The organism is Accumulibacter sp. (assembly GCF_029255285.1).
GTDB lineage: Bacteria > Pseudomonadota > Gammaproteobacteria > Burkholderiales > Rhodocyclaceae > Accumulibacter.
Window position 1 is genome coordinate 32,876 of record NZ_JAPUVI010000088.1, and the last position, 19,120, is coordinate 51,995.

Consider the following 19,120-nt stretch of genomic DNA (forward strand, 5'->3'; position numbering starts at 1 on the left):
TTTGGCGCTCGCTTGCCGCCCGGGCGCTCGGGTCGCAGTGAATCAGGTGGCGACGAGAGGAAAGAACTTGAGGACGCGGCGCTCGTGCTGGCCGACGAGATCGGCCAGCGTCATCTCGTCGAGGACCTCGAGGAAGGCGGCCAGCGCCCTGGTGAGCGCGACCTTGAGCTTGCAGTCGGGATCGAGGAGGCACTGGCAGCCCGAACCGAAGCATTCGACGAGATGCATGCTCGGCTCCATCTGTCGCACCACGGCGCCAACGACGATCTCGCCTGGCGACCTCGCCAGCCGCAGGCCGCCGCCCTTGCCGCGCAGCCCCTCGACGAAGCCCGCGCGAATCAGCGCATTGACGACTTTCATCAGGTGATTGCGCGAGACGCCAAAACGCTCGGCAATCTCCTGAATGGTCACCAGGCGGTCCCGGCTGGTGCCGAGATAGATCAGCGCGCGGAGCGCGTAGTCGGTGTGCTGGGTGATGTACATGGCGACGAAGGACGGTGGCAGGCCGACATATCGTACACAGGCGTCGCCACCCTGGCCAGCGGCCAGGCCGCCAGGCCGCAAACTGCTCGACGAAGAAGCGACAGCGGGCTTTCCTGAACGCTCAGGAAGCTTCCCTGACGCGTCAGGGAACTTCACATAGGCGTCAGGGACCTTCCCTGACGCGTCAGGATGCTTCCCTGAGGCATCAGGATGCTTCCCTGAAGCGTCAGGATGCCTCCCTGACGCCTCAGGCAGCTTCCCTGACGCCTCAGGCAGCTTCCCTGAAGCCTCAGGATACTTCCCCGAGGCATCGGGAAGCTTCCGCAGAGCGTCGCGAGCCTCGCCGCGCGCCATCCGAAGAGCGCTGATGCGGCCGCCGTCTCGCCTCGGAGGCGGCTAATCGAGGACCGGCCGGCCGTTCAGGGAAGCTTGGGAGCAAGGGTGCCAAGCCAGGCGACGCTGGCCAGCACGAGGACGGCCAGCGTCGCCTCCGCGTACAAGCTGCGCCGCAGATTTGCCGCGGCCAGAGCACGATGCCCCGTGGCCAGAGAAGCCTCCAGGCTCGGGCCCAGCCGGAATCGGTTCGCCGCCGCCAAGCCGAGCATGCCTCCGAACAAAGCCAGTTTCCCGAGCAGCAGACGGCCATGGAGCGTCGTGAACAGCGGCTCGAGCGATGGCCCGGCGATCAGCCAATAGTTGATGAGGCCACTGGCGGCCAGCGTGACCACGATCAGCGTACCGGCTCGGGCGAAGCCGTTCGCTGTTCGGCTGAGCATCTCGAGCGAACCGTCGGCCTCGTCCGGCTTGCCGAGCGCCAGCATCAGGAAGGCGAGCAAGGCGCCGACCCAGGCGCCGGCGGCCCACAAGTGAGCGACGTGCGAAGCGAGTTGGAGGTATCCGCGCACGCCGTCACTCATTGCCCCGTGCCCGGCCCAGGCGAGCGTCGCCAGCGCCACGCCGCTCGATATCGCCAGCCAGACGAAGCGGGAGGTCGGATTCAGCTTCGACGCCGAAAGCAGCACGCAAATCATCAGCGCCAGGAGGCGAATAGACCAGGCAAGTCCCATGGGCGTGCCCGTGATGATCATCTCGAAGACGTGGATCGACAGCTCGCCATAGCTTTGCGCGCCGGACATCGTCTTGGCCAGGACCGCCATTCCCGCCAGCGACAGCCCGCTGCCGATGGCGGCGGACGCGCCGACGAATAGCCGGTAGCGTCGCGCGATCATCGAGCCTCGCTCATCGCGGCCCAAGGCATGGACGGCGAAGATGGCGACACCAAACGACGCCGCCAGGTCCAGATAGAGCGCCAGGCGCAGTGCGATCGTCAGCCCGTCGTCGGCCATCGGCTCATTTCACCTGGAAAGTCATGCTGCCGCTGACCGGATGCGTATCCGACGAGACGACACGGTATTCCACGCGGTAGAAGCCGGGCGCCAGCGCCTGCGCCGGCGTAACGACCAGGCTCTTGCCGTCGCTGGCGCCCGCCACGCTGGCACTGACCTTCATCGCGCCATGATTCGGCATCCCCGGCATGCCCGTCATGATTAGACTCGCGGCAGAGAACGGCAGCATGAGCTTTTCGGAAAACTTCAGCTCGATGACCGCCGGCGCGGCGACTTGCGATTTGTCGGCGGGTATCGACGAGACCAGCGAGGGATGCGCGAAAGCCAGGCTGGCGAACAGGCTGGCGGCGAGCGGCGCGATGAGTTTGCCGACGAGGTGTGAACGGGACATGAGGATTCCTCGCGAAGTGTGTGATCATGATATGAAGAACAGTGCCCGCGCCAGCCTTCTGTTTCGTCGAGGATACAGAGCGGAACGGACGCCATGCCTTGCGACAGCAAACTCTTCTAGCTTGAAAACGGCCCCTCCTGCAGGCGCTTGCCGCGGAGTCGAAGAGCGTTGCCGACTACCGATGCCGAACTCAGGCTCATCGCCAGCGCGGCGATCAGGGGAGACAGCAGCCAGCCCGTGACCGGATAGAAAACGCCCGCCGCGATCGGGATACCCAGTGCATTGTAGAGAAAGGCGAATGCCAGGTTCTGCCGCATGTTGCGCACCGTGTCGACGGAGAGCGCGCGCGCGACGGCTAGGCCGCGCAGATCGCCCTTGACCAGGGTGACCTGGGCGCTGTTCATCGCCACGTCGGTTCCCGTTCCCATGGCGATGCCGACGTCCGCCCGGGCAAGGGCCGGGGCGTCGTTGATGCCGTCACCGGCCATGGCGACGACCCGACCCTCCTGTTGCAAGCGCTCGACGAGCCTGAGCTTGTCGGCCGGCGTGATTTCGCCATGCACCTCGTCGATCCCCAGTCGCGCGCCGACCGCCTGGGCGGTCGTCCGGCCGTCGCCGGTGGCCATGATCACCCGCAGACCGGCCGCCTGCAGGGCGGCCAAGGCCTCGCCCGTGCTTTCCTTGAGCGGATCGGACACGGCGAGCAATCCGGCGAGCCGGCCGTCCACCGCCAGGTACATGACGCTGGCGCCCTGGCTGCGCAGCGCTTCGGCCTGTGGCACCAGCGCCTCGACCGACACTCCGGACTGTTCCATCAGCGTCGTATTGCCCAGTGCCAATTGCCGGCCATCGACCGTGCCGCGCACGCCGATGCCGGTTTCCGATGTGAACGTCTCCGGCTTGACGAGCGCCAGACCCTGGGCACGCGCCGCCCGCACGATGGCCTCGGCCAGCGGGTGTTCGCTGCCCTGGTTCAGGCTGGCGGCCAGGCGCAAAACCTCGTCGGCCGTGCCGCCGGTGGTTGCCACCGTACGGTCGAAAACCGGCCGCCCTTCGGTCAAGGTCCCCGTCTTGTCGATGACCAGCGTATCGACCTGGCGCAGATTCTCGATGGCCGCCGCATCGCGAAACAGAACGCCCTGCGTGGCGCCGCGGCCGGTCGCGACCATGATCGACATCGGCGTCGCCAGGCCGAGCGCGCACGGGCAGGCGATGATCAGCACGGCGACGGCGTTGATCAGTCCGTAGACCCAGGACGGCTGCGGCCCGAAGAAGCCCCACACGAACAGGGTCGCGACGGCGATGGCGACGACCGCCATCACGAAATAGCCCGCCACCACATCCGCTAGGCGCTGCATGGGCGCCTTGGAGCGCTGGGCCTGGGCGACCATCTGGACGATCTGCGACAGGACGGTGGCCGAGCCGACCCGTTCCGACCGCATGACCAGCGCACCGCTGGTGTTGAGCGTCGCGCCGATGACCTTGTCGCCTTCGCGCTTGCTTACCGGGAGCGGTTCGCCGGTGAGCATGGCTTCGTCCACCGCACTGTCGCCCTCGACGACCACGCCATCGACGGGCACCTTCTCGCCGGGCCGGATGCGCAGCAGGTCGCCGACATGGACGTTGCTCAGCGGCACGTCCTCCTCGCCGCCGTCGGCACGGATTCGGCGCGCCGTCTTGGGCGCCAGACCGAGCAGCGACTTGATCGCGGCCGAGGTCTGCGCACGGGCCTTGAGCTCCAGCACCTGGCCCAGCAAGGTAAGCGAAATGATCACCGCCGCCGCCTCGAAATACACGCCGACGCGGCCCATGGACAGGAAGGAGGCGGGAAACACCTGCGGCGCGACGGTCGCCACCACGCTATAGACAAAGGCCGCGCCCGTTCCCAGACCGATCAGTGTCCACATGTTCGGGTGCCGATTGAGCACCGACAGCCAGCCGCGCGAGAAAAACGGCCAGCCGGCCCAGAGCACGATCGGCAGCGAGAGCACCAGTTCGACCCAGCTCTGCGTGGCCATGTCCATCAGCTGCAGGCGATCGCCCAGCATGGCCAGGGCCAGCACGATGAGCGTCAGCGGCAGCGTCCACCAGAAGCGCCGCGAAAAGTCGCGCAGTTCCGGGTTGTCGTCATCGAGGTCGGGCAGCAGCGGCTCCAGCGCCATGCCGCACTTGGGGCAGGTGCCGGGATGGTCCTGGCGGATCTCGGGGTGCATCGGGCAGGTGTAGATCGTCCCGGGCGCGGCGGCCGCCGGCTGTTGGGATGGACTGGGCGGTCCGTCGCCGGGCACCGGCGTTGCGTTTTTTTCCATGCCGGACGCGCCGCCGCCATAGCGCGCCGGTTCCGCGTCGAACTTGCGCTTGCAGCTTGCGCGGCAAAAGTCGTAGGTGTGCCCCTGATACGTGGAGCGGTGCGGCGACGGCGCGGTGACCGCCATGCCGCAGACCGGGTCCTTCGGCGCCGCAGCGGACGATGGCCCGGCGGAAACCCCGGCATCGTCGTTGCTTGCTCGGTCGGCCGCCGGGTGGTGATGGGCATGTGCGCCGGGGCTCGCGGACCGGCTTGGCGGCTCGCGGTTCGCCGGGACATTCCCGGAAGGCTTGCTGGATGGGTTCATGGTGACTTCCGATCTTTGTCGTGGATCAGTGACGACGCTCCGAGGGAACGGGCTTGGCGCAGGCGGGGGAGGAGGCGCGGTGTCACACGCGCGTAGCGTTCGAATGCTTCGCCGAACCGCGCATGCATGGCGGCTTCCTCCGCCGACGCCAGCCGGCCATGCCTTACCCGCAGGAGCGGGAACATCGCCCGCGTCAGCCGGGCGTGGCGCGAACGCCAGAAGGGCGGTCGGGAGTCGGCGGTCGGCCCGTGTACGTGGCGCATGGCGTGGCTGCGGAATGGGGTGGGCGTCGTCGCCGGTCAGCGGTGCGACTGATAGACCGTGCGGCTGCCGTCGGTACCGATCAGCAGAACGTCGTAAGCATCCCGACGCCCGCCGTACGCCGGGCCATCCATGCCCGGCGACCCGACCGGCATGCCCGGCGCCGCCAGGCCGACGGCACGCGGGGCTTCGCTGAGCAGGCGCCGGATGTCCGCGGCGGGAACGTGGCCTTCGATGGCGTAGCCGCCGATCTGCGCCGTATGACAAGAACCAACCTGGCGCGGCATGCCCAGACGATCCCGGGCGGCGGTATTGCCGGTGTCGAAGACCTGCACGGCAAAACCGGCGCTCTTCAAATGAGCGATCCAGTCGGCGCAGCATCCGCAGTTGGGGTCCTTCCACACTTTCGCGGCCGGACTGGTTTGCGCCATGCCGGGTCCGCCGAGCGACATCATCAGCAGACCGGCGATCAACGTGGAGAACCTGGACGATTTGGCTGGCGGCCAGTGTTGATAGTGTTTCATTGGATACCTTTATGATCAGAATCGATGCTTGCAGGAATGACTAGAACCAGAATCGCAGGCCGGCCAGCCAGCGCGTCTGCTGTGTGCGGTCGCCTTCGGCGCGTAGCTGGCGCGCGGTTTCTCCGAAGCTGCCCGCCCGTTCTACGCCGATGTAAGGGGCGAACTGGCGACTGAACTCGTAGCGCAGGCGCAGACCGACGGACGCTTCGGCGAGGCCGCGGCCGATGCCCCGCTCCGGGTCGTCCTTGCCGAAGAACTGCAGTTCGGTACGGGGCTCCAGAATCAGGCGCTGGGTGAGCAACAGTTCGTAGCTTGCCTTCAGGAGCAGGGCGCTCCGGCCGGCGCTGCCGACATAGGCCGTGGCCTCCACTTCGAACCAGTAGGGCGCCAGGCCCTGCACGCCGAAGGCCAGCCACTGGCGGCCCGGGCCTTCGCCGCTGTCCAGGCGAACTCCCAACTGCGTGTCCCAATACGGCGCGATGGCGTGCCCCCAGAGCAACTCCGTGCGCGCGTCTTCGAGTTTCCCTCGCCCGATGTCGCCCTCGGCCTTGACGACGGCACGGTCAAACGTGGTGCCGACCCAGCCCTGCAGGTCGTACGCCGTGGAGTCGTCGCCGTTACGCGTAAAGCGGCGTTCGAAGGTTTCCGCGCGCAGCGAGGCGAAAAAATGTTCGTCGGCCAAAGTCAGGCGAGGAACGCCGGGCACGGCGTAATCGCCAGCGCCCAGTTGCTGGCCGTTGGCGTAGGCATGGGGGTCGCGCGCATCGGCCGGTGGCGGCCCGCCCGGCATCCGCATGTCGCCGTGATCCATCGCCGGTGGTGCCGCCGCGTCGCTTGCCGAGGCGGCCGGCGCCGCCTGGGCATCGGCGGCATCGGTCTTCGGCGCGGCGGCCGGGGCCGCCGGCCGGGGGTCGGTCTGAGCATGCGCCGCATGGTCGTTCTGCGCCTGCGCGGCAAGGCTCGCCAGCGCCAGGAGGGCGGTGCTCAGTGCTCGGGCGGTGAGTGCTGCGAACATTTTCGATCTTCCATTTGCGCTGAATTCACGACACCACGACTTCGCGGAACATGCCGGCGTCCATGTGGAACAGTAGATGACAGTGCCAGGCCCAGCGTCCGAGCGCGTCGGCCGTCACGAGAAAGCTGATGCGTTGCGCGGGCTGCACCGGCAAGGTATGGCGGCGGGCGAGGAAACGCCCGTCCGGGCTTTCCATCTCGCTCCACAGGCCATGCAGGTGCATGGGATGAGTCATCATGGTGTCGTTGTGCAGGATGACCCGCAGACGCTCGCCATGACGAAAATGCACCGGTGTGGATTGGCCGAATTCCAGTCCGTCCAGCGACCAGGAGTAACGTTCCATGTTGCCCGTCAGGTGCAGTTCGACTTCCCGGCCGGGGCCGCGCGAGTCGATCGGACCCGATGGCGTGTGCAGGTCGGCCAGCGTCAGCACGCGCCGTCTGTTGTTGCGCAGGCCGACGCCAGGGTCGTCGAGGTTGGTGCGTGCCATGTCGACCCGCATGTCCGTACTCGCCCCGTACTCCGTGCGCGCATGGCGCGCGATGGTGCTGGGGACGGCCAGTCCGCCTGCCGCCGCGGCGTGCTGGCGGTGATCCAGCGCCATGCCGCCGTGTTTCGGACGGCCCATCGACCCATGGTCCATCCCGCCCATGCCGCTCATGCCCGCCATCGCGCTGCCCTGGTTCGCCGCGCCATGGCTCATGCTGCCCATCATGTCGCTCATGTCCAGCCACTCGACCGGGTCGAGTGCCGGCACGGCCGGCGACAGACCTTCGCGCACCGCCAGCGTGGCGCGTGCGTATCCCGTCCGCTCCATCGACTGCGCGAAGATCGCATAGGCATCGTCGCGCGGCTCGACGATGACATCGACGGTTTCGCCGGGGCCGAAGCGAAACTCATCGACGGTCACGGGCTCCGTATCCACGCCGTCGACATGCACCACGGCAAGCTTCAGGCCGGGAATGCGCACGTCGTAGAAAGTGTTGCCCGCGCCGTTGATCATGCGCAGCCGTACCCGCTCCCCGGGGCGGAACAATGCCGTCCAGTTGCCAGCCGGAGTGACGCCGTTGGCGAGATAGGTCAGCGTTGCCGACGACAGATCGGCCAGATCCGTCGGATTCATCCGCATCTCGTTCCACATCTGGCGCTTGTCGATCGCGGCGACCAGGCCGTCTCGCGCGGCATCGCGAAAGAAATCGATCACCGTGGGCTGGTGGTAGTTGTAGTAATCGCTCTGCGCCTTGAGTTTGGCGAAAACACGCATCGGATCTTCGTCAGTCCAGTCCGAGAACAGCAGCACGTGCTCGCGATCGGCCCGAATGGTCTCGGGCCCGGCGGGATCGACGACGATCGCGCCGTACATGCCCTTGAGTTCATGGAAGCCGGAGTGGGAGTGGTACCAGTAGGTGCCACTTTGCTGCAACTTGAAGCGGTAGACGAACGTTTCGCCGGGCGCGATGCCGTTGAAGCTGATGCCCGGAACGCCGTCCATCTGAAACGGCAAGAGGATGCCGTGCCAGTGGATGGAGGCGGTCTCGCGCAAGTGGTTGGTGACGCGGAGGGTGACGGTCTCTCCCTCGCGCCAGCGCAAGGTCGGCGCCGGCAGCGAACCGTTGATCGTGATCGCCATTCCGGGTTGACCCGTGAAGTTCACCGGTGACTCGGCGATCAGCAGATCGAATTCATTGCCTCGCAGAACCGGAGGGCTTTCATTGGCCGTCGGGGCCTGCTGGGCGAACGCCCTCGAGGCCGGCGTCGATAGGCCGGCCAGGACGCCGCCGGCGGCCAGGCCTTGAACAAAACGCCGGCGAGACAAGTCGAGCGATGGGGCAACAAGAATGGGCGAACGGCTCGGCATGGCCTCAAGTCTTTCCTGAATAAGCTGAAGGTCGCCGCCCGCCTGGTTCCGCGAGGCACGGTTCGACGTAATGACTTCATGCTAGCGGGCGACCACTTTCGGACGCATGACTCGACGATTACATTCACGTAACCGCCGAGTCATCTTGGTGACCAGCGGCGACCAGGGAATCGCCTCCAGGCCGCCTGCCTCTGCGGCGCCGAAATCGGTGGATAATTGCTTGCCGGCGAGACTGACGCGGCCGGCGCATCGTCGGGGGCAGTCAAATGGCAGCTAATGTGGCAGCAGAGTACGACGTCTTCCTCTCCCATCGTTCGCCGGACAAGCCGATGGTCGAACGCCTCGCCGAGAAGCTCGTCGAGGAGGCGCGGCTCAGCCCGTTCCTCGACCGCTGGCACCTGATCCCGGGGGAGCCCTGGCAGGAGAGCCTCGAGCAGGCACTCAACCGGAGCCGCTGCGTGGCCGTCTTCGTCGGACCGAGTGGCGTCAGCTCCTGGGAAAACGAGGAAATGCGGGCGGCGCTGAGCCGGCGGGTGCAGGAGCACGCCTTTCGCGTCATTCCGGTCCTCCTGCCGGGCGCCGACCAGGAGGCGAAGGACAAGCTGCCGACTTTCCTGCTGCGCTTCACCTGGGTCGATTTCAGTTCCGGCATCGACGATCCGGTCGCCTTTTCGCGGCTCGTCGCCGGCATTCGCGGACAGGCGCCGGGACGCTCCGGCGTGCAGAAGCTGTCCGCCGCCTCGCCGTACGTTCGCCAGAGCGTGCGCGACATCATGGCCGACGTGCTGCGCCAGACGGGCATCGATCTGGCGTCACTGCCGCTCGGCGTCGGCGCGACGATCAGGACGATCATCCGCCGCTGCCAGCTTCAGTACCCGGATTTGCCGCCCGAAGAGGTGGCGCGTCAGGTGAGCGCCGGCCGCGCCGCGGCCTACGAGAAAAAGTACGCGCAGCGCAGCCAGAAGGAAGACGAGCGCTATCGCGCCTTCGAGGAGTGGGAGTCCGAACTGAACGCGCTCTTGCGGCATCTCGGCCTGCGCGACCTTGCCCGTTGCCGGGCGATCAACGTGGGCCTCGGCAACGGCCTCGAGAAGCCGTACTTTTACAAGGACTTCAAACAGTTGGTCGGGGTCGACCTGTCGGCCAAGGCACTCGCCAGCGCAGCGCAGGAAATCGTCAGGCTCGAGACGCACCAGGCCGAGGCCGAAGAGCTGCAAGGCGTGGCCAGCCATGCCTTCGACCTCTATCTGTCGCTGCGTACCTATCAGTCGAGCTTCTTCGATATCGGCGAAGCGCTTTTCGCGGCCTGCCGCGTCCTCGATGACGGTGGCCGCGCGGTGATCTCGATACCTTACGTCTATGTCGACCAGGGGCGACTGCTCAACGGCCTGCTGCGGCCGGGCGGGCACGACCTCGATCCCGATCTGCCCTACGAAATCGCCGACGCGGTCCGTCGCGGGCTGCAGACGCTTGGTTTCGAACAACTCGGGATGCACACCGGACTGTTCGAGATCTACGTCTACGGAACGAAGACGAGCTAGCGCGCCGTCGGCGCCCGCGCGATCCATTATCCCTTGACCGGAGGCACACATGGCCGATCCCCTTGGTGTCAAAGCCATCGCCAGACTTCCCGTGCTCGACTACCAGCAGGTGCGCGAGCAGCTGCGGACCGGCGACCTCGTCTTCTGCTCGGGCACCTATTTCTTCTCGCGCACCATCCAGTGGTTCACGAAGTCCGTCTGGAGCCACATCGGCATCATCTATCGCGACGACAGTCTGCAGCGAATCTTCGTTCTCGAGAGCGAGACCGGGATCGGCGTTCGCCTCGCGCCCCTGTCCAAGTATCTCTCCAACTACCACGGCCGCAACAAGCCCTACAAGGGGCGCATCGTCATCGGCCGGCTGACGCCGCAGCCGGCCGAGGAGCAGCTCAAGCAGGCGATCAGTTTCGGCATGGACGAACTGACCCGGCCCTACGACAACCGGGAGATCCTGCGTATCGCGATGCGCATTCTCTTCCGGCGTGGCGGCAAGAACCGCAATCGCAAGTACATCTGCTCGGAACTGGTCTACGAGGCGTTTCGCAAGGCCCAGATCGGCTTCAAGTTCCACCGCGACTCGATCAGCCCGGACGACATCTGGAAAGACGAGCGCGTGCTGATGCAGTTCCGGATCATGTGACGGCGCGCCGCGCGTCGAAGCGCCGGCGCGTGTTTGACTATGGCCGGCGAATCTTGGCAAAGTACGCGAACCCGCGGCCGGCGCTAGGAAGTGGCGGCGCCTGAAGCGCGAGGACTTCCCGTGCAGCAGGTGACGCGAGCCGGGTGGAGTGGTTGATCGATCGGCGCCGCGCGGGATCGCGTCGCTCTCTTTGGACCAAGGAGCTTGCACAATCTATGAAAACGACCTTTCACCTGCTGACCGGCGTGTGCGGCATCGTCCTCGCCTGTTCCGGCTGCGCGACCAATCCCATCACCGGCCGTTCGCAGGCCAGCGTCGTGAGCGACGCGGAAGCCGCGAGAGAATCGACCCGGGCCTACAGTCAGTTGGTCAGCCAGGCGCAAGTGCAGGGCGCTTTGGAAACCAATCCGCAGACCATTGCGCGGGTTCGCCGCATCACCGAACGACTCGTTCCGCAAGCGGTTCAGCTTCGGCCCGAGACGAGGAGCTGGCGCTGGGAGGTCCACGTGATCCGCTCCAAGGAAGTCAACGCGTGGTGCATGGCGGGCGGGAAAATGGCCGTCTACACCGGTTTGTTGAGCACGATCCAGCCGACGGACGACGAACTGGCCCAGGTCATGGCGCACGAGATCTCGCACGCCCTGCTGTCGCATCAGGCGGAAAAGATGTCTCGCGTGCAGATGCAGAAAACCGGGCTGCAACTCGGCGTGCTCGCGGGAGCGATGGCCGGCTACAACCTGCAGGGCGTCGCCGGCTTGGCCGATACCGCGGCCACCGTCGCACTGCAGTTGCCCAATAGCCGCGAGGCGGAAAGCGAAGCCGACAGCGTGGGCATCCGCCTCGCGGCTCAGGCCGGCTATGACCCCCGCGCGGCGGTCACTTTGTGGGAGAAGATGCGGAGAGTCAGCGGTGCGGGCTCTATGGAATTGCTGAGTACCCATCCCAGTCCGCAGAGTCGTATCGAGGCCATGCGTGTCCTGGCGGAGAAATACCTGCCCGTCTATCAGCAGCGCAAGTTTTGAGCTCGCGCCGGACGTAGGGCATGGCCGATCTTCCGACATGACTGGACTGGCGGACGCTTGCCCTACAATGGGAACGTCAGCCGCCGATGCGGTCTGAACCTTGCGAACAGAGGAGACAAGCATGTTGAAGAAGACTTTCCTGCCGGATTGGCGACGCATCGTCATCCTGACGCTGGCGGCAACCGCCGTATCCGCTTGCTACGTGGTGCCCGAAAGGACAGCCGACGGTACCGTTCAATACAGTTACCATCCCTTGCCGCCCCCAGGCACGCCGATTCCGCCAGCGGCCGGTGGCTCACCATCGGCAACGCTGAGCGTTCGACTGTATCCAGCGAACGAGCAAGCGACGCAAACCGGCGTAGTGAGCGGCACGGTGACCAATCTGATGACCGGCAAGGGGCGTTTCGTGCTCAATTACCTGGGCGAGGTGCTTAGCGGCGAAGCGACTCGCGTTTCCAATGAAGACAAGCGCGGAGTGGCCAGCGCCTTCGGCTCCGGCGGCATGTACATGTCTTGCGAGTACCTGATGAACACCCCCTTCCAGGGAGCCGGGACATGTTCTTTTGCCAACGGCGCCAACTATCGGATGCATATCGGCAATTGATCCGACGCGGCGCCGCTTGCCTGTGGGCGGTGCCGAGGATGGAGTACGGCGCCGGAGTTGGCGTCATGCCCCGCTCAGCGCGAGGTCCACGGCACTGTCGGCATGGATGAGCGTGGTGTCGAAGAGGGGGATGGGCGTGTCGGCGGGCGAGATCAGCAGGGCGATTTCGGTGCAGCCGAGAATGATCCCCTGCGCGCCGCGCTGCGCCAGCCGGCCGATGACCGCCCGATAGGCACGGCGCGAATCTTCCGCCACGACGCCGAGACAAAGTTCCTCGTAAATCACGCGGTGCACCTGCTCGCGGTCGTCGAATTCGGGAATGACGACCCGCAGGCCGTGCACGCTTTCCAGGCGCGCACGATAGAAATCCTGCTCCATCGTGAAGCGTGTTCCCAACAGGCCGACGGTGCGCAGCCCAAGCTGACGGATGCGCGCCGCGGTCGGATCGGCGATGTGCAGCAGCGGAATCGACACCGCGGCTTCGATGGCCGGAGCCACCTTGTGCATGGTGTTCGTGCAAAGCAGCAGCAGGTCGGCCCCCGCCGCTTCGAGCGAACGTGCGGCGACGGCGAGCAGCGTTCCGGCCTCGCACCAGCGAGCCTCGCGCTGCAAGCGTTCGATTTCGGCGAAGTCGACGCTGTACAGGAGGAGGCGGGCCGAGTGCAGGCCGCCGAGGCGTTGCCGTACCCGTTCGTTGATCCGGCGATAGTAGGGAACGGTCGATTCCCAGCTCATGCCGCCGAGCAGTCCGATGGTTTTCATGCGCCGTACTCGTTCAGGCGTCTTTGCTTCGGCCCGCGTCGTGAGACGAACGGCCGGGCACCGCGCTGTTCCCGCTCGTGGGCTTGACGGAGCCTGACGGCGGGTAGTCGAAAAACGACTCGATCAACTCGGCCAGCTTCTCGGGCCGGTCGTGTTGCACATTGTGCCCGCAGTCTTCGATGTGAATGAGGCTGCCCTTGGCAAAGCAGGCCATCCGGCGTTGCAGTTCGTCGGGCTTGTCGGCGAAGCGTTGCGTCACGTAGCCATGGTCGGCCGTCACCAGCCGGACGGGTGCCGTCAGCGCGCGCCAACAGGCCATGACTTCCTCGATCCGGTAGAGATGCGGCGAAGGAACCCGGTGCCAGGGGTCGCAGGCGATGACCCAGCGACCGTCCGGCGTTTCGACCGCGCAGTGCTGTGCCAGAAAGGCGGCACGCTCGGCGGGCAGTCGGGAATTGGCTTGCTGCAGCCGCTCGGCAAGCTGTTCGCGGCTGCCGTAGGTCCGCAGCTTCGGCGTCTTGCGCGTGTTGTCCAGCCACTCGCGGATGCGGCCGGGAGCTTCGTGCGCTTCGTTGGGCAGCAGGCCGATGAAGTCGACCATCAGCAGGCCGGCCAGGCGTTCGGGCCGGGCGCCGCCATACAGGCTGGCCACCGCGCCGCCCATGCTGTGGCCGACGATGCGCGCCGCGGCGTGAGGACTATAGCGCTCGAGCAACGCGTCGAGGTCGGCGTAATAGTCGGCGAACCAGTAGCGGCGGTTCAGCCACTCGCTCTGCCCGTAGCCGCGCCAGTCCGGCGCCACCACGTGCCACGCGTGCTGCAGCGCATCGACGGTGAACTGGAAGCTGGCCGACGAATCCATCCAGCCGTGGAGCATCACGAGCAGCGGTGCGTCGGCCGCTCCCCAGTGGCGGACGTTGTAGGCCAGGCCGTTGATCGCAACGCGCTCGCAGCGCGAGGGTGAGAGTGTTTGCATGATATGGCCTGTTCGGTGGAGAGTGATGGTCATCATTATTGGGCCAGCGGCAGGAAAACGGTGAGCCTTTGCAGATCGCCGAATTGACTCCTGAAATCGCCCCGCGTATATTACTGACCGATCAGTCATTATCTTTCGCCGATGAATTTGCCCCTCTCCCAGGCGCCGCCCGAAGCTCCCTGCGAGGTACTGGCCACGCGTCGTCGTCGCAAGGACGCCCGACCATCCGAACTGACGGCGGCGGCGCTCGCGCTGTTTGTCGACAAGGGCTTCGCCGCCACTCGACTGGATGACGTGGCGGCTCGCGCCGGCGTTTCCAAAGGCACGCTCTACCTCTACTTCAGCAGCAAGGAAGCGCTTTTCAAGGCGGTCATCGAAGAGGGCATGGTCGCCGTACTGGCCGCCGCCGAGGAGCACCTGGCCAATCATCAGGGCTCGGCGGCCGATCTGCTGCGCGAACTGCTGCTCGGCTGGTGGCAGCAGATCGGCAGCACGGCGATGGCCGGCTTGACCAAACTGATCGTTTCCGAATCGAGAAACTTCCCCGAGATGGCGCAGTATTACCACGACGGGGTGATCACGCGTGGCCGGGCACTGCTGCGCCGCGCGCTCGAACGCGGGGTCGGCAGCGGCGAGTTCCGCCCCCTGAACGTCGAGGCGGCGGTCGACGTGATCATGGCGCCCCTGCTGATGCTGGCGATTTCGCGCTTCTCGCTGTGCCTGTGTGGACAACAGGTGGCACCGGAAGCCTATCTCGAAACCCATCTCGATCTATTGATCCGCGGTTTGCAGCGTACCGGCGCGATCAGCGAACGGCCGTCGAACGAAGGCATGCCATGCAACTGAACTCGCATCGATCGGGCCGCCTGCGGCCGTCGCTCCGGCTGCTGCCGATCATCGCGCTGCTCGTCTCCTGCACCAAGGAAGCCCCGCCGCCCGTGCCGCCGCGGCCGGTGCTGACGCGAGTCGTCGGCGAGATCGCCGACGAAGAAGCGCTGACTTACTCGGGAGAGCTTCGCTCGCGCTACGAAACGCCTTTGGCGTTTCGCCTTTCCGGCAAGATCAGCGCCCGGCTGGTCGATGCCGGCGCGGTCGTCAAGGCCGGTCAGGTTCTGGCGAGGATCGATCCGGCCGACAGCGCGCTGTCGGCCGCCGCCGCCACCGCGCAGCTCGATCTGGCCGACGCCGACCTGCAGCGTTTTCGAAACCTGCGCGAGAAGAACTTCGTCAGCCAGGCGGCACTCGAGGCGCGCGAAGCGAGCTTCAAGGCGGCACAGGCACAGGCCGGGCTGGCGCGCAATCAGTCGTCCTACACCGTCCTCAAAGCCGAGCAAGCGGGAGTCATCGGTTTGATCTCGGCGGAAGTCGGACAGGTGGTGGCGGCCGGGCAGACCGTGATGCGACTGGCGCGCGCCGATACTCTCGAAGTCGCCATAGCCATTCCCGAGGGGCGCATGTCCCAGGTGCGCGCGCTCGGTGCCGCCGAGGTGACGCTATGGGCGGACAGCGAGGCGCGCTATGCCGGCACGCTGCGCGAAGTGTCGCCGGTCGCCGATCCGGTAACGCGAACCTACGCGGCACGGGTGTCGATCGACCAGCCGGATGCGCGGCTTCTGCTCGGGATGACCGCCAAGGTCCGCTTTCTTCGCAGCGCTGGCGGCCAGCGCCTGAGCGTGCCGCTGACGGCGATTTTCCAGGACGCGGGTCGACCGGCGCTGTGGGTGGTCGGCGCCGACCAGACGGTCAGTTTGCGGCCGGTCGCCGTCGCCGCCTATCGGGAAGACACGGCGCTTCTCGACAGCGGCGTCGCGGCCGGTGAACGCGTCGTCGTGGCCGGTGTACACAAGCTGAGCGCCGGCGAGAAGGTGCAGCTCATCGCGCTGCCGGACGCTTCGCCCCGGTCGGCGGCCGATCGCTCCGACCAAGCGACACCATGACGCCGCCCAATCTCTCCGAATGGGCGCTGCGCCACCGCTCGCTGATCGGCTACCTGATCGTCGTGCTGATGGTGGCCGGCGTTCTGGCCTATTTCAAGCTCGGGCGGGCCGAGGATCCCGATTTCACCTTCAAGGCGATGGTGGTACGCAGCCTGTGGCCAGGCGCGACGGCACAGGAGGTGCAACTGCAGGTCACCGAGCGCATCGAAAGACGCCTGCAGGATGTGCCCTGGGTCGACGTCCTGCGCTCGCAGACGCGGCCTGGCGAATCGCTGATCACTGTCCTGCTCAAGGACTATACGCCGAAGAAGCAGGTTCCCGAAGCCTGGTACCAGGTGCGCAAGAAGATCGGCGACATGCGCCATACGCTGCCGCAGGGGGTGCTCGGCCCTTTCATCAACGATGAGTTCGGCGACACCTTCATCACCATCTACGCGCTGACCGGCGACGGTTTCGACCTCGCCAGGCTGCGTCACGAAGCCGATCGCATCGGCCGCGAACTGCGTCAATTGCCGGATGTCAAGAAGATCGAGCTCTTCGGCGTGCAAGACGAGAAGATCTACATCGAGGTATCGCACGCCAAGCTGGCGACGCTGGGGCTCAGCCCACTGGCGATCATCGACGCCCTGCAGAAGCAGAACGCGATGACTCCGTCGGGTTTCTACGAGACGCCGTCCGACCGGGTGCGGATTCGCGTTTCGGGCGACTTCGAATCGCCGGCAAGTATTCGCGAAATCGGTATTCAGGCCGGTGGCCGTCTGTTCCGTCTGGGAGACATTGCCACCGTCGAGCGCGGTTTCGCCGATCCACCGACGCCGCGCATGCGGGTTCAGGGTCAGGACGCGATCGGCATCGGCATCGCCATGAACAAGGGGGGCGACGTCATTCGCCTGGGCGACCGACTGCATGCCGAAGTCAAGCGCCTGCAGCAGCATCTGCCGTTGGGAATCGACCTGCACGTCGTCGCTGACCAGCCGCAGATCGTACGCCAGTCGATGAATCTGTTCATGTCGTCGCTCGCCGAAGCGGTGGTGATCGTTCTTGCCGTGTCGTTCATCAGTCTCGGACTGCGCACCGGCGCCGTCGTCGCGCTGTCGATTCCGCTCGTCCTGGCGATCACTTTTCTTCTGATGTATGCCTTCAACATCGATCTGCAGCGTATTTCGCTGGGTGCGCTGGTGATTTCGCTCGGCCTGCTGGTCGACGACGCGATCATCGCCGTCGAGATGATGGTGGTGAAGATGGAACAGGGCTGGGACCGCTTTCGCGCAGCGACCTTCGCCTACACCTCGACGGCTTTTCCGATGCTCACCGGCACGCTGATCACGGCCGTTGGGTTCATGCCGGTGGGCCTCGCCAAGTCGGGTGCCGGCGAGTACACGTTTTCGATTTTCGCCGTCGTCAGCATCGCGCTAATCGTCTCCTGGGTGGTTGCTGTGGTGTTCACTCCCTACCTCGGCTATCTCGTTCTCGACTCCGGCAAGCTGCAGCGCAAGGCGCAGCAGCACGGCGACGACCTTTATCAGACGCCCTTCTACCGCCAAGTGCGGGGCAGCGTCGAATGGTGCCTGCGACATCGCTGGCTGGTCATCGTCGCGACGCTGATCGCATTTGCCATCGCGCTGGCCGGACTGGTGCTGGGCGTGCAGAAACAGTTTTTTCCGGCGGCGAGCCGGCCCGAACTTCTGGTCGACCTGTGGCTGGCCAACGGCTCGTCGCTGAAAGCGACCGAGGCGCAGGCGAGGAAGGTCGAGGCGCTGCTCAGCCAACCCGAGATGCAGCGCTCGATCCGCTATTACGCGAGCTATCTCGGTAACGGCAGTCCGCGTTTCTATCTGCCGCTCGACCAGCAGTTGTTCAACGACGGCTTTGCGCAGTTCGTCATCACGACGCAGGACATCGACGCGCGCGAGGATCTCAAGCGCCGCCTCGAACAGCGTTTCGCTGATGCCGATGGTGAGTGGAGCGGCTTGCGGACGCGAGTCCTGCGTCTGGAAAACGGGCCGCCGGTCGGTTTTCCGGTCCTCTTTCGCGTTTCCGGCGACGATCTCGGCGAGTTGCGGCGGGTTGCCGCAGAAGTGGCGGCGGTAATGCGCACGCACCCGTACCTCAGGGAGGTCAACTTCGACTGGAACGAACTGGGCAAGACGATCCGCATCGACATCGACCAGGATCGCGCGCGTGCACTCGGCATCAGCTCGCAGGAACTCTCGGCTTTCCTCAATTCGATGCTCAACGGCGTCACCGTCACGCAAATGCGTGAAGGCGACCAACTGATCGACGTCGTGGCGCGCGCCCCCGGAGACGAGCGGGCGCGCATCTCCGCCCTGGCCGACATCAACATCCACACTGCCAGCGGACGTTACGTGCCGCTCGAGCAGTTGGCGAAGATCCGCTACGAACTCGAGGAGCCGGTGATCGCCAGCCGCAACCGTTTGCCGACCGTCACTGTGCGGGCCGACATTCGCGACGGCATTCAGGCGCCGGCGGCGACGGCGCAGATCGAGCCCTTGCTCGAAGCGCTGCGCGCACGACTGCCAGCCGGCTTCCGCATCGAAGCCGGCGGTGCCACCGAGGAATCGGCGAAAGGCGAGAATTCGATCAAGGCGGTGATGCCGCTGATGCTGGTCAGCGTCGTCACCCTGCTCATGATCCAGTTGCAGAACGTCGGCCGTACGCTGCTCGTGTTGCTCACGGCACCGCTCGGTCTGATCGGCGTTTCGCTGGCGCTGCTGATTTTCAAGGTGCCATTCGGTTTCGTCGCCAATCTGGGCGTCATCGCCTTGTCGGGAATGATCATGCGCAACTCGGTGATTCTTGTCGACCAGATAGAACAGGACGAGAAAGCCGGCAAGCCGGCCTGGGAAGCGGTCGTCGGCTCGACCGTGCGGCGCTTCCGGCCAATCATGCTGACCGCCGCGGCGGCGATTCTGGCGATGATTCCACTCACCCGCAGTGTCTTCTGGGGACCGATGGCGGTGGCCATCATGGGCGGGCTGGTGGTCGCCACGCTGCTGACACTCGTTTTCCTGCCGGCGCTCTATGCCGCCTGCTACCGCGTGAAGCCGGCAGCGAACGGGCATCCGACGCGAAGTGGCGATCCAACTTGAAACCACAGTGCGTCTAGGGTAGTTTGACCGCTTCG

The 19,120-nt window shown here is 65.8% G+C and carries 16 protein-coding genes; 7 read left to right on the plus strand and 9 right to left on the minus strand.

Going from position 1 to position 19,120, the window contains the following annotated elements; genetic code table 11:
- Window positions 1-42: 42 nt before the first annotated feature.
- The 7 genes from Q1M07_RS11020 to Q1M07_RS11050 all read right to left on the minus strand — a co-directional run bounded on the left by Q1M07_RS11020 (window position 43) and on the right by Q1M07_RS11050 (window position 8,493).
- Entirely contained in the window at window positions 43-483 is a 441-nt protein-coding gene (locus Q1M07_RS11020) for an Rrf2 family transcriptional regulator (protein ID WP_300453948.1), read from the minus strand.
- Between the two features lie 419 nt (window positions 484-902).
- Window positions 903-1,829: a copper homeostasis membrane protein CopD gene (gene copD, locus Q1M07_RS11025; protein WP_300453909.1), complete on the minus strand. Its 927-nt coding sequence runs from the start codon at window positions 1,827-1,829 to the stop codon at window positions 903-905.
- A gap of 4 nt (window positions 1,830-1,833) precedes the next feature.
- The gene (gene copC / locus Q1M07_RS11030; RefSeq protein ID WP_300453910.1) at window positions 1,834-2,220 is read right to left on the minus strand and encodes a copper homeostasis periplasmic binding protein CopC; all 387 of its coding nucleotides are present in this window, start codon (window positions 2,218-2,220) and stop codon (window positions 1,834-1,836) included.
- Between the two features lie 116 nt (window positions 2,221-2,336).
- Window positions 2,337-4,655: a heavy metal translocating P-type ATPase gene (locus Q1M07_RS11035; RefSeq protein WP_300453949.1), complete on the minus strand. Its 2,319-nt coding sequence runs from the start codon at window positions 4,653-4,655 to the stop codon at window positions 2,337-2,339.
- Between the two features lie 479 nt (window positions 4,656-5,134).
- A complete protein-coding gene (locus tag Q1M07_RS11040) occupies window positions 5,135-5,620 on the minus strand; it encodes a DUF411 domain-containing protein (RefSeq protein ID WP_300453911.1) in 486 nt (161 codons plus the stop codon).
- Window positions 5,621-5,660: 40 nt separating this feature from the next.
- Complete coding sequence (locus tag Q1M07_RS11045) at window positions 5,661-6,635, minus strand: copper resistance protein B (RefSeq protein ID WP_300453912.1); 975 nt, start codon at window positions 6,633-6,635, stop codon at window positions 5,661-5,663.
- A 25-nt stretch (window positions 6,636-6,660) separates the two neighbouring features.
- Window positions 6,661-8,493 (minus strand): copper resistance system multicopper oxidase, encoded by a 1,833-nt coding sequence (locus tag Q1M07_RS11050; protein ID WP_300453913.1) that lies wholly within the window; start codon window positions 8,491-8,493, stop codon window positions 6,661-6,663.
- Window positions 8,494-8,759: 266 nt separating this feature from the next.
- Here Q1M07_RS11050 and Q1M07_RS11055 point away from each other — a divergent pair, with 266 nt between their 5' ends.
- From Q1M07_RS11055 to Q1M07_RS11070, 4 genes are all read left to right on the plus strand, one after another.
- Window positions 8,760-10,034 (plus strand): TIR domain-containing protein, encoded by a 1,275-nt coding sequence (locus Q1M07_RS11055; protein WP_300453915.1) that lies wholly within the window; start codon window positions 8,760-8,762, stop codon window positions 10,032-10,034.
- A gap of 49 nt (window positions 10,035-10,083) precedes the next feature.
- On the plus strand, window positions 10,084-10,674 hold the full coding sequence (locus tag Q1M07_RS11060) for a YiiX/YebB-like N1pC/P60 family cysteine hydrolase (protein WP_300453916.1): 591 nt from the start codon (window positions 10,084-10,086) through the stop codon (window positions 10,672-10,674).
- Window positions 10,675-10,889: 215 nt separating this feature from the next.
- Complete coding sequence (locus tag Q1M07_RS11065) at window positions 10,890-11,696, plus strand: M48 family metallopeptidase (protein WP_300453917.1); 807 nt, start codon at window positions 10,890-10,892, stop codon at window positions 11,694-11,696.
- 121 nt (window positions 11,697-11,817) lie between these two features.
- On the plus strand, window positions 11,818-12,300 hold the full coding sequence (locus tag Q1M07_RS11070) for a hypothetical protein (RefSeq protein ID WP_300453918.1): 483 nt from the start codon (window positions 11,818-11,820) through the stop codon (window positions 12,298-12,300).
- Window positions 12,301-12,363: 63 nt separating this feature from the next.
- Here Q1M07_RS11070 and Q1M07_RS11075 read toward each other — a convergent pair whose 3' ends face one another.
- Both Q1M07_RS11075 and Q1M07_RS11080 read right to left on the minus strand, forming a co-directional pair.
- Window positions 12,364-13,062, minus strand: coding sequence for an aspartate/glutamate racemase family protein (locus Q1M07_RS11075; RefSeq protein ID WP_300453919.1), 699 nt, complete (start codon window positions 13,060-13,062; stop codon window positions 12,364-12,366).
- Between the two features lie 13 nt (window positions 13,063-13,075).
- On the minus strand, window positions 13,076-14,038 hold the full coding sequence (locus Q1M07_RS11080; protein ID WP_300453920.1) for an alpha/beta hydrolase: 963 nt from the start codon (window positions 14,036-14,038) through the stop codon (window positions 13,076-13,078).
- Between the two features lie 141 nt (window positions 14,039-14,179).
- On the opposite strand from Q1M07_RS11080, the gene Q1M07_RS11085 reads away from it, so the two are divergent.
- The 3 genes from Q1M07_RS11085 to Q1M07_RS11095 are packed head-to-tail and all read left to right on the plus strand — an operon-like array spanning window position 14,180 to window position 19,085.
- Entirely contained in the window at window positions 14,180-14,884 is a 705-nt protein-coding gene (locus Q1M07_RS11085; protein ID WP_300453921.1) for a TetR/AcrR family transcriptional regulator, read from the plus strand.
- Entirely contained in the window at window positions 14,875-15,975 is a 1,101-nt protein-coding gene (locus tag Q1M07_RS11090) for an efflux RND transporter periplasmic adaptor subunit (protein ID WP_300453922.1), read from the plus strand. The genes Q1M07_RS11085 and Q1M07_RS11090 overlap by 10 nt, the downstream gene beginning before the upstream one ends.
- A complete protein-coding gene (locus Q1M07_RS11095; RefSeq protein WP_300453923.1) occupies window positions 15,972-19,085 on the plus strand; it encodes an efflux RND transporter permease subunit in 3,114 nt (1,037 codons plus the stop codon). The genes Q1M07_RS11090 and Q1M07_RS11095 overlap by 4 nt, the downstream gene beginning before the upstream one ends.
- The last annotated feature ends 35 nt before the right edge of the window (window positions 19,086-19,120 follow it).

Excerpts from the sequence above, each read along its gene's own strand:
- Q1M07_RS11065 (WP_300453917.1), top strand. The coding sequence starts at position 10,890 with ATGAAAACGACCTTTCACCTGCTGACCGGCGTGTGCGGCATCGTCCTC.
- Q1M07_RS11070 (WP_300453918.1), top strand. The coding sequence starts at position 11,818 with ATGTTGAAGAAGACTTTCCTGCCGGATTGGCGACGCATCGTCATCCTG.
- Q1M07_RS11035 (WP_300453949.1), bottom strand. The coding sequence starts at position 4,655 with ATGGCGGTCACCGCGCCGTCGCCGCACCGCTCCACGTATCAGGGGCAC.
- Q1M07_RS11045 (WP_300453912.1), bottom strand. The coding sequence starts at position 6,635 with ATGTTCGCAGCACTCACCGCCCGAGCACTGAGCACCGCCCTCCTGGCG.
- Q1M07_RS11060 (WP_300453916.1), top strand. The coding sequence starts at position 10,084 with ATGGCCGATCCCCTTGGTGTCAAAGCCATCGCCAGACTTCCCGTGCTC.
- Q1M07_RS11080 (WP_300453920.1), bottom strand. The coding sequence starts at position 14,038 with ATGCAAACACTCTCACCCTCGCGCTGCGAGCGCGTTGCGATCAACGGC.
- Q1M07_RS11020 (WP_300453948.1), bottom strand. The coding sequence starts at position 483 with ATGTACATCACCCAGCACACCGACTACGCGCTCCGCGCGCTGATCTAT.
- Q1M07_RS11055 (WP_300453915.1), top strand. The coding sequence starts at position 8,760 with ATGGCAGCTAATGTGGCAGCAGAGTACGACGTCTTCCTCTCCCATCGT.
- copC (WP_300453910.1), bottom strand. The coding sequence starts at position 2,220 with ATGTCCCGTTCACACCTCGTCGGCAAACTCATCGCGCCGCTCGCCGCC.
- Q1M07_RS11095 (WP_300453923.1), top strand. The coding sequence starts at position 15,972 with ATGACGCCGCCCAATCTCTCCGAATGGGCGCTGCGCCACCGCTCGCTG.
- Q1M07_RS11085 (WP_300453921.1), top strand. The coding sequence starts at position 14,180 with ATGAATTTGCCCCTCTCCCAGGCGCCGCCCGAAGCTCCCTGCGAGGTA.
- Q1M07_RS11090 (WP_300453922.1), top strand. The coding sequence starts at position 14,875 with ATGCAACTGAACTCGCATCGATCGGGCCGCCTGCGGCCGTCGCTCCGG.
- Q1M07_RS11040 (WP_300453911.1), bottom strand. The coding sequence starts at position 5,620 with ATGAAACACTATCAACACTGGCCGCCAGCCAAATCGTCCAGGTTCTCC.
- Q1M07_RS11050 (WP_300453913.1), bottom strand. The coding sequence starts at position 8,493 with ATGCCGAGCCGTTCGCCCATTCTTGTTGCCCCATCGCTCGACTTGTCT.
- Q1M07_RS11075 (WP_300453919.1), bottom strand. The coding sequence starts at position 13,062 with ATGAAAACCATCGGACTGCTCGGCGGCATGAGCTGGGAATCGACCGTT.
- copD (WP_300453909.1), bottom strand. The coding sequence starts at position 1,829 with ATGGCCGACGACGGGCTGACGATCGCACTGCGCCTGGCGCTCTATCTG.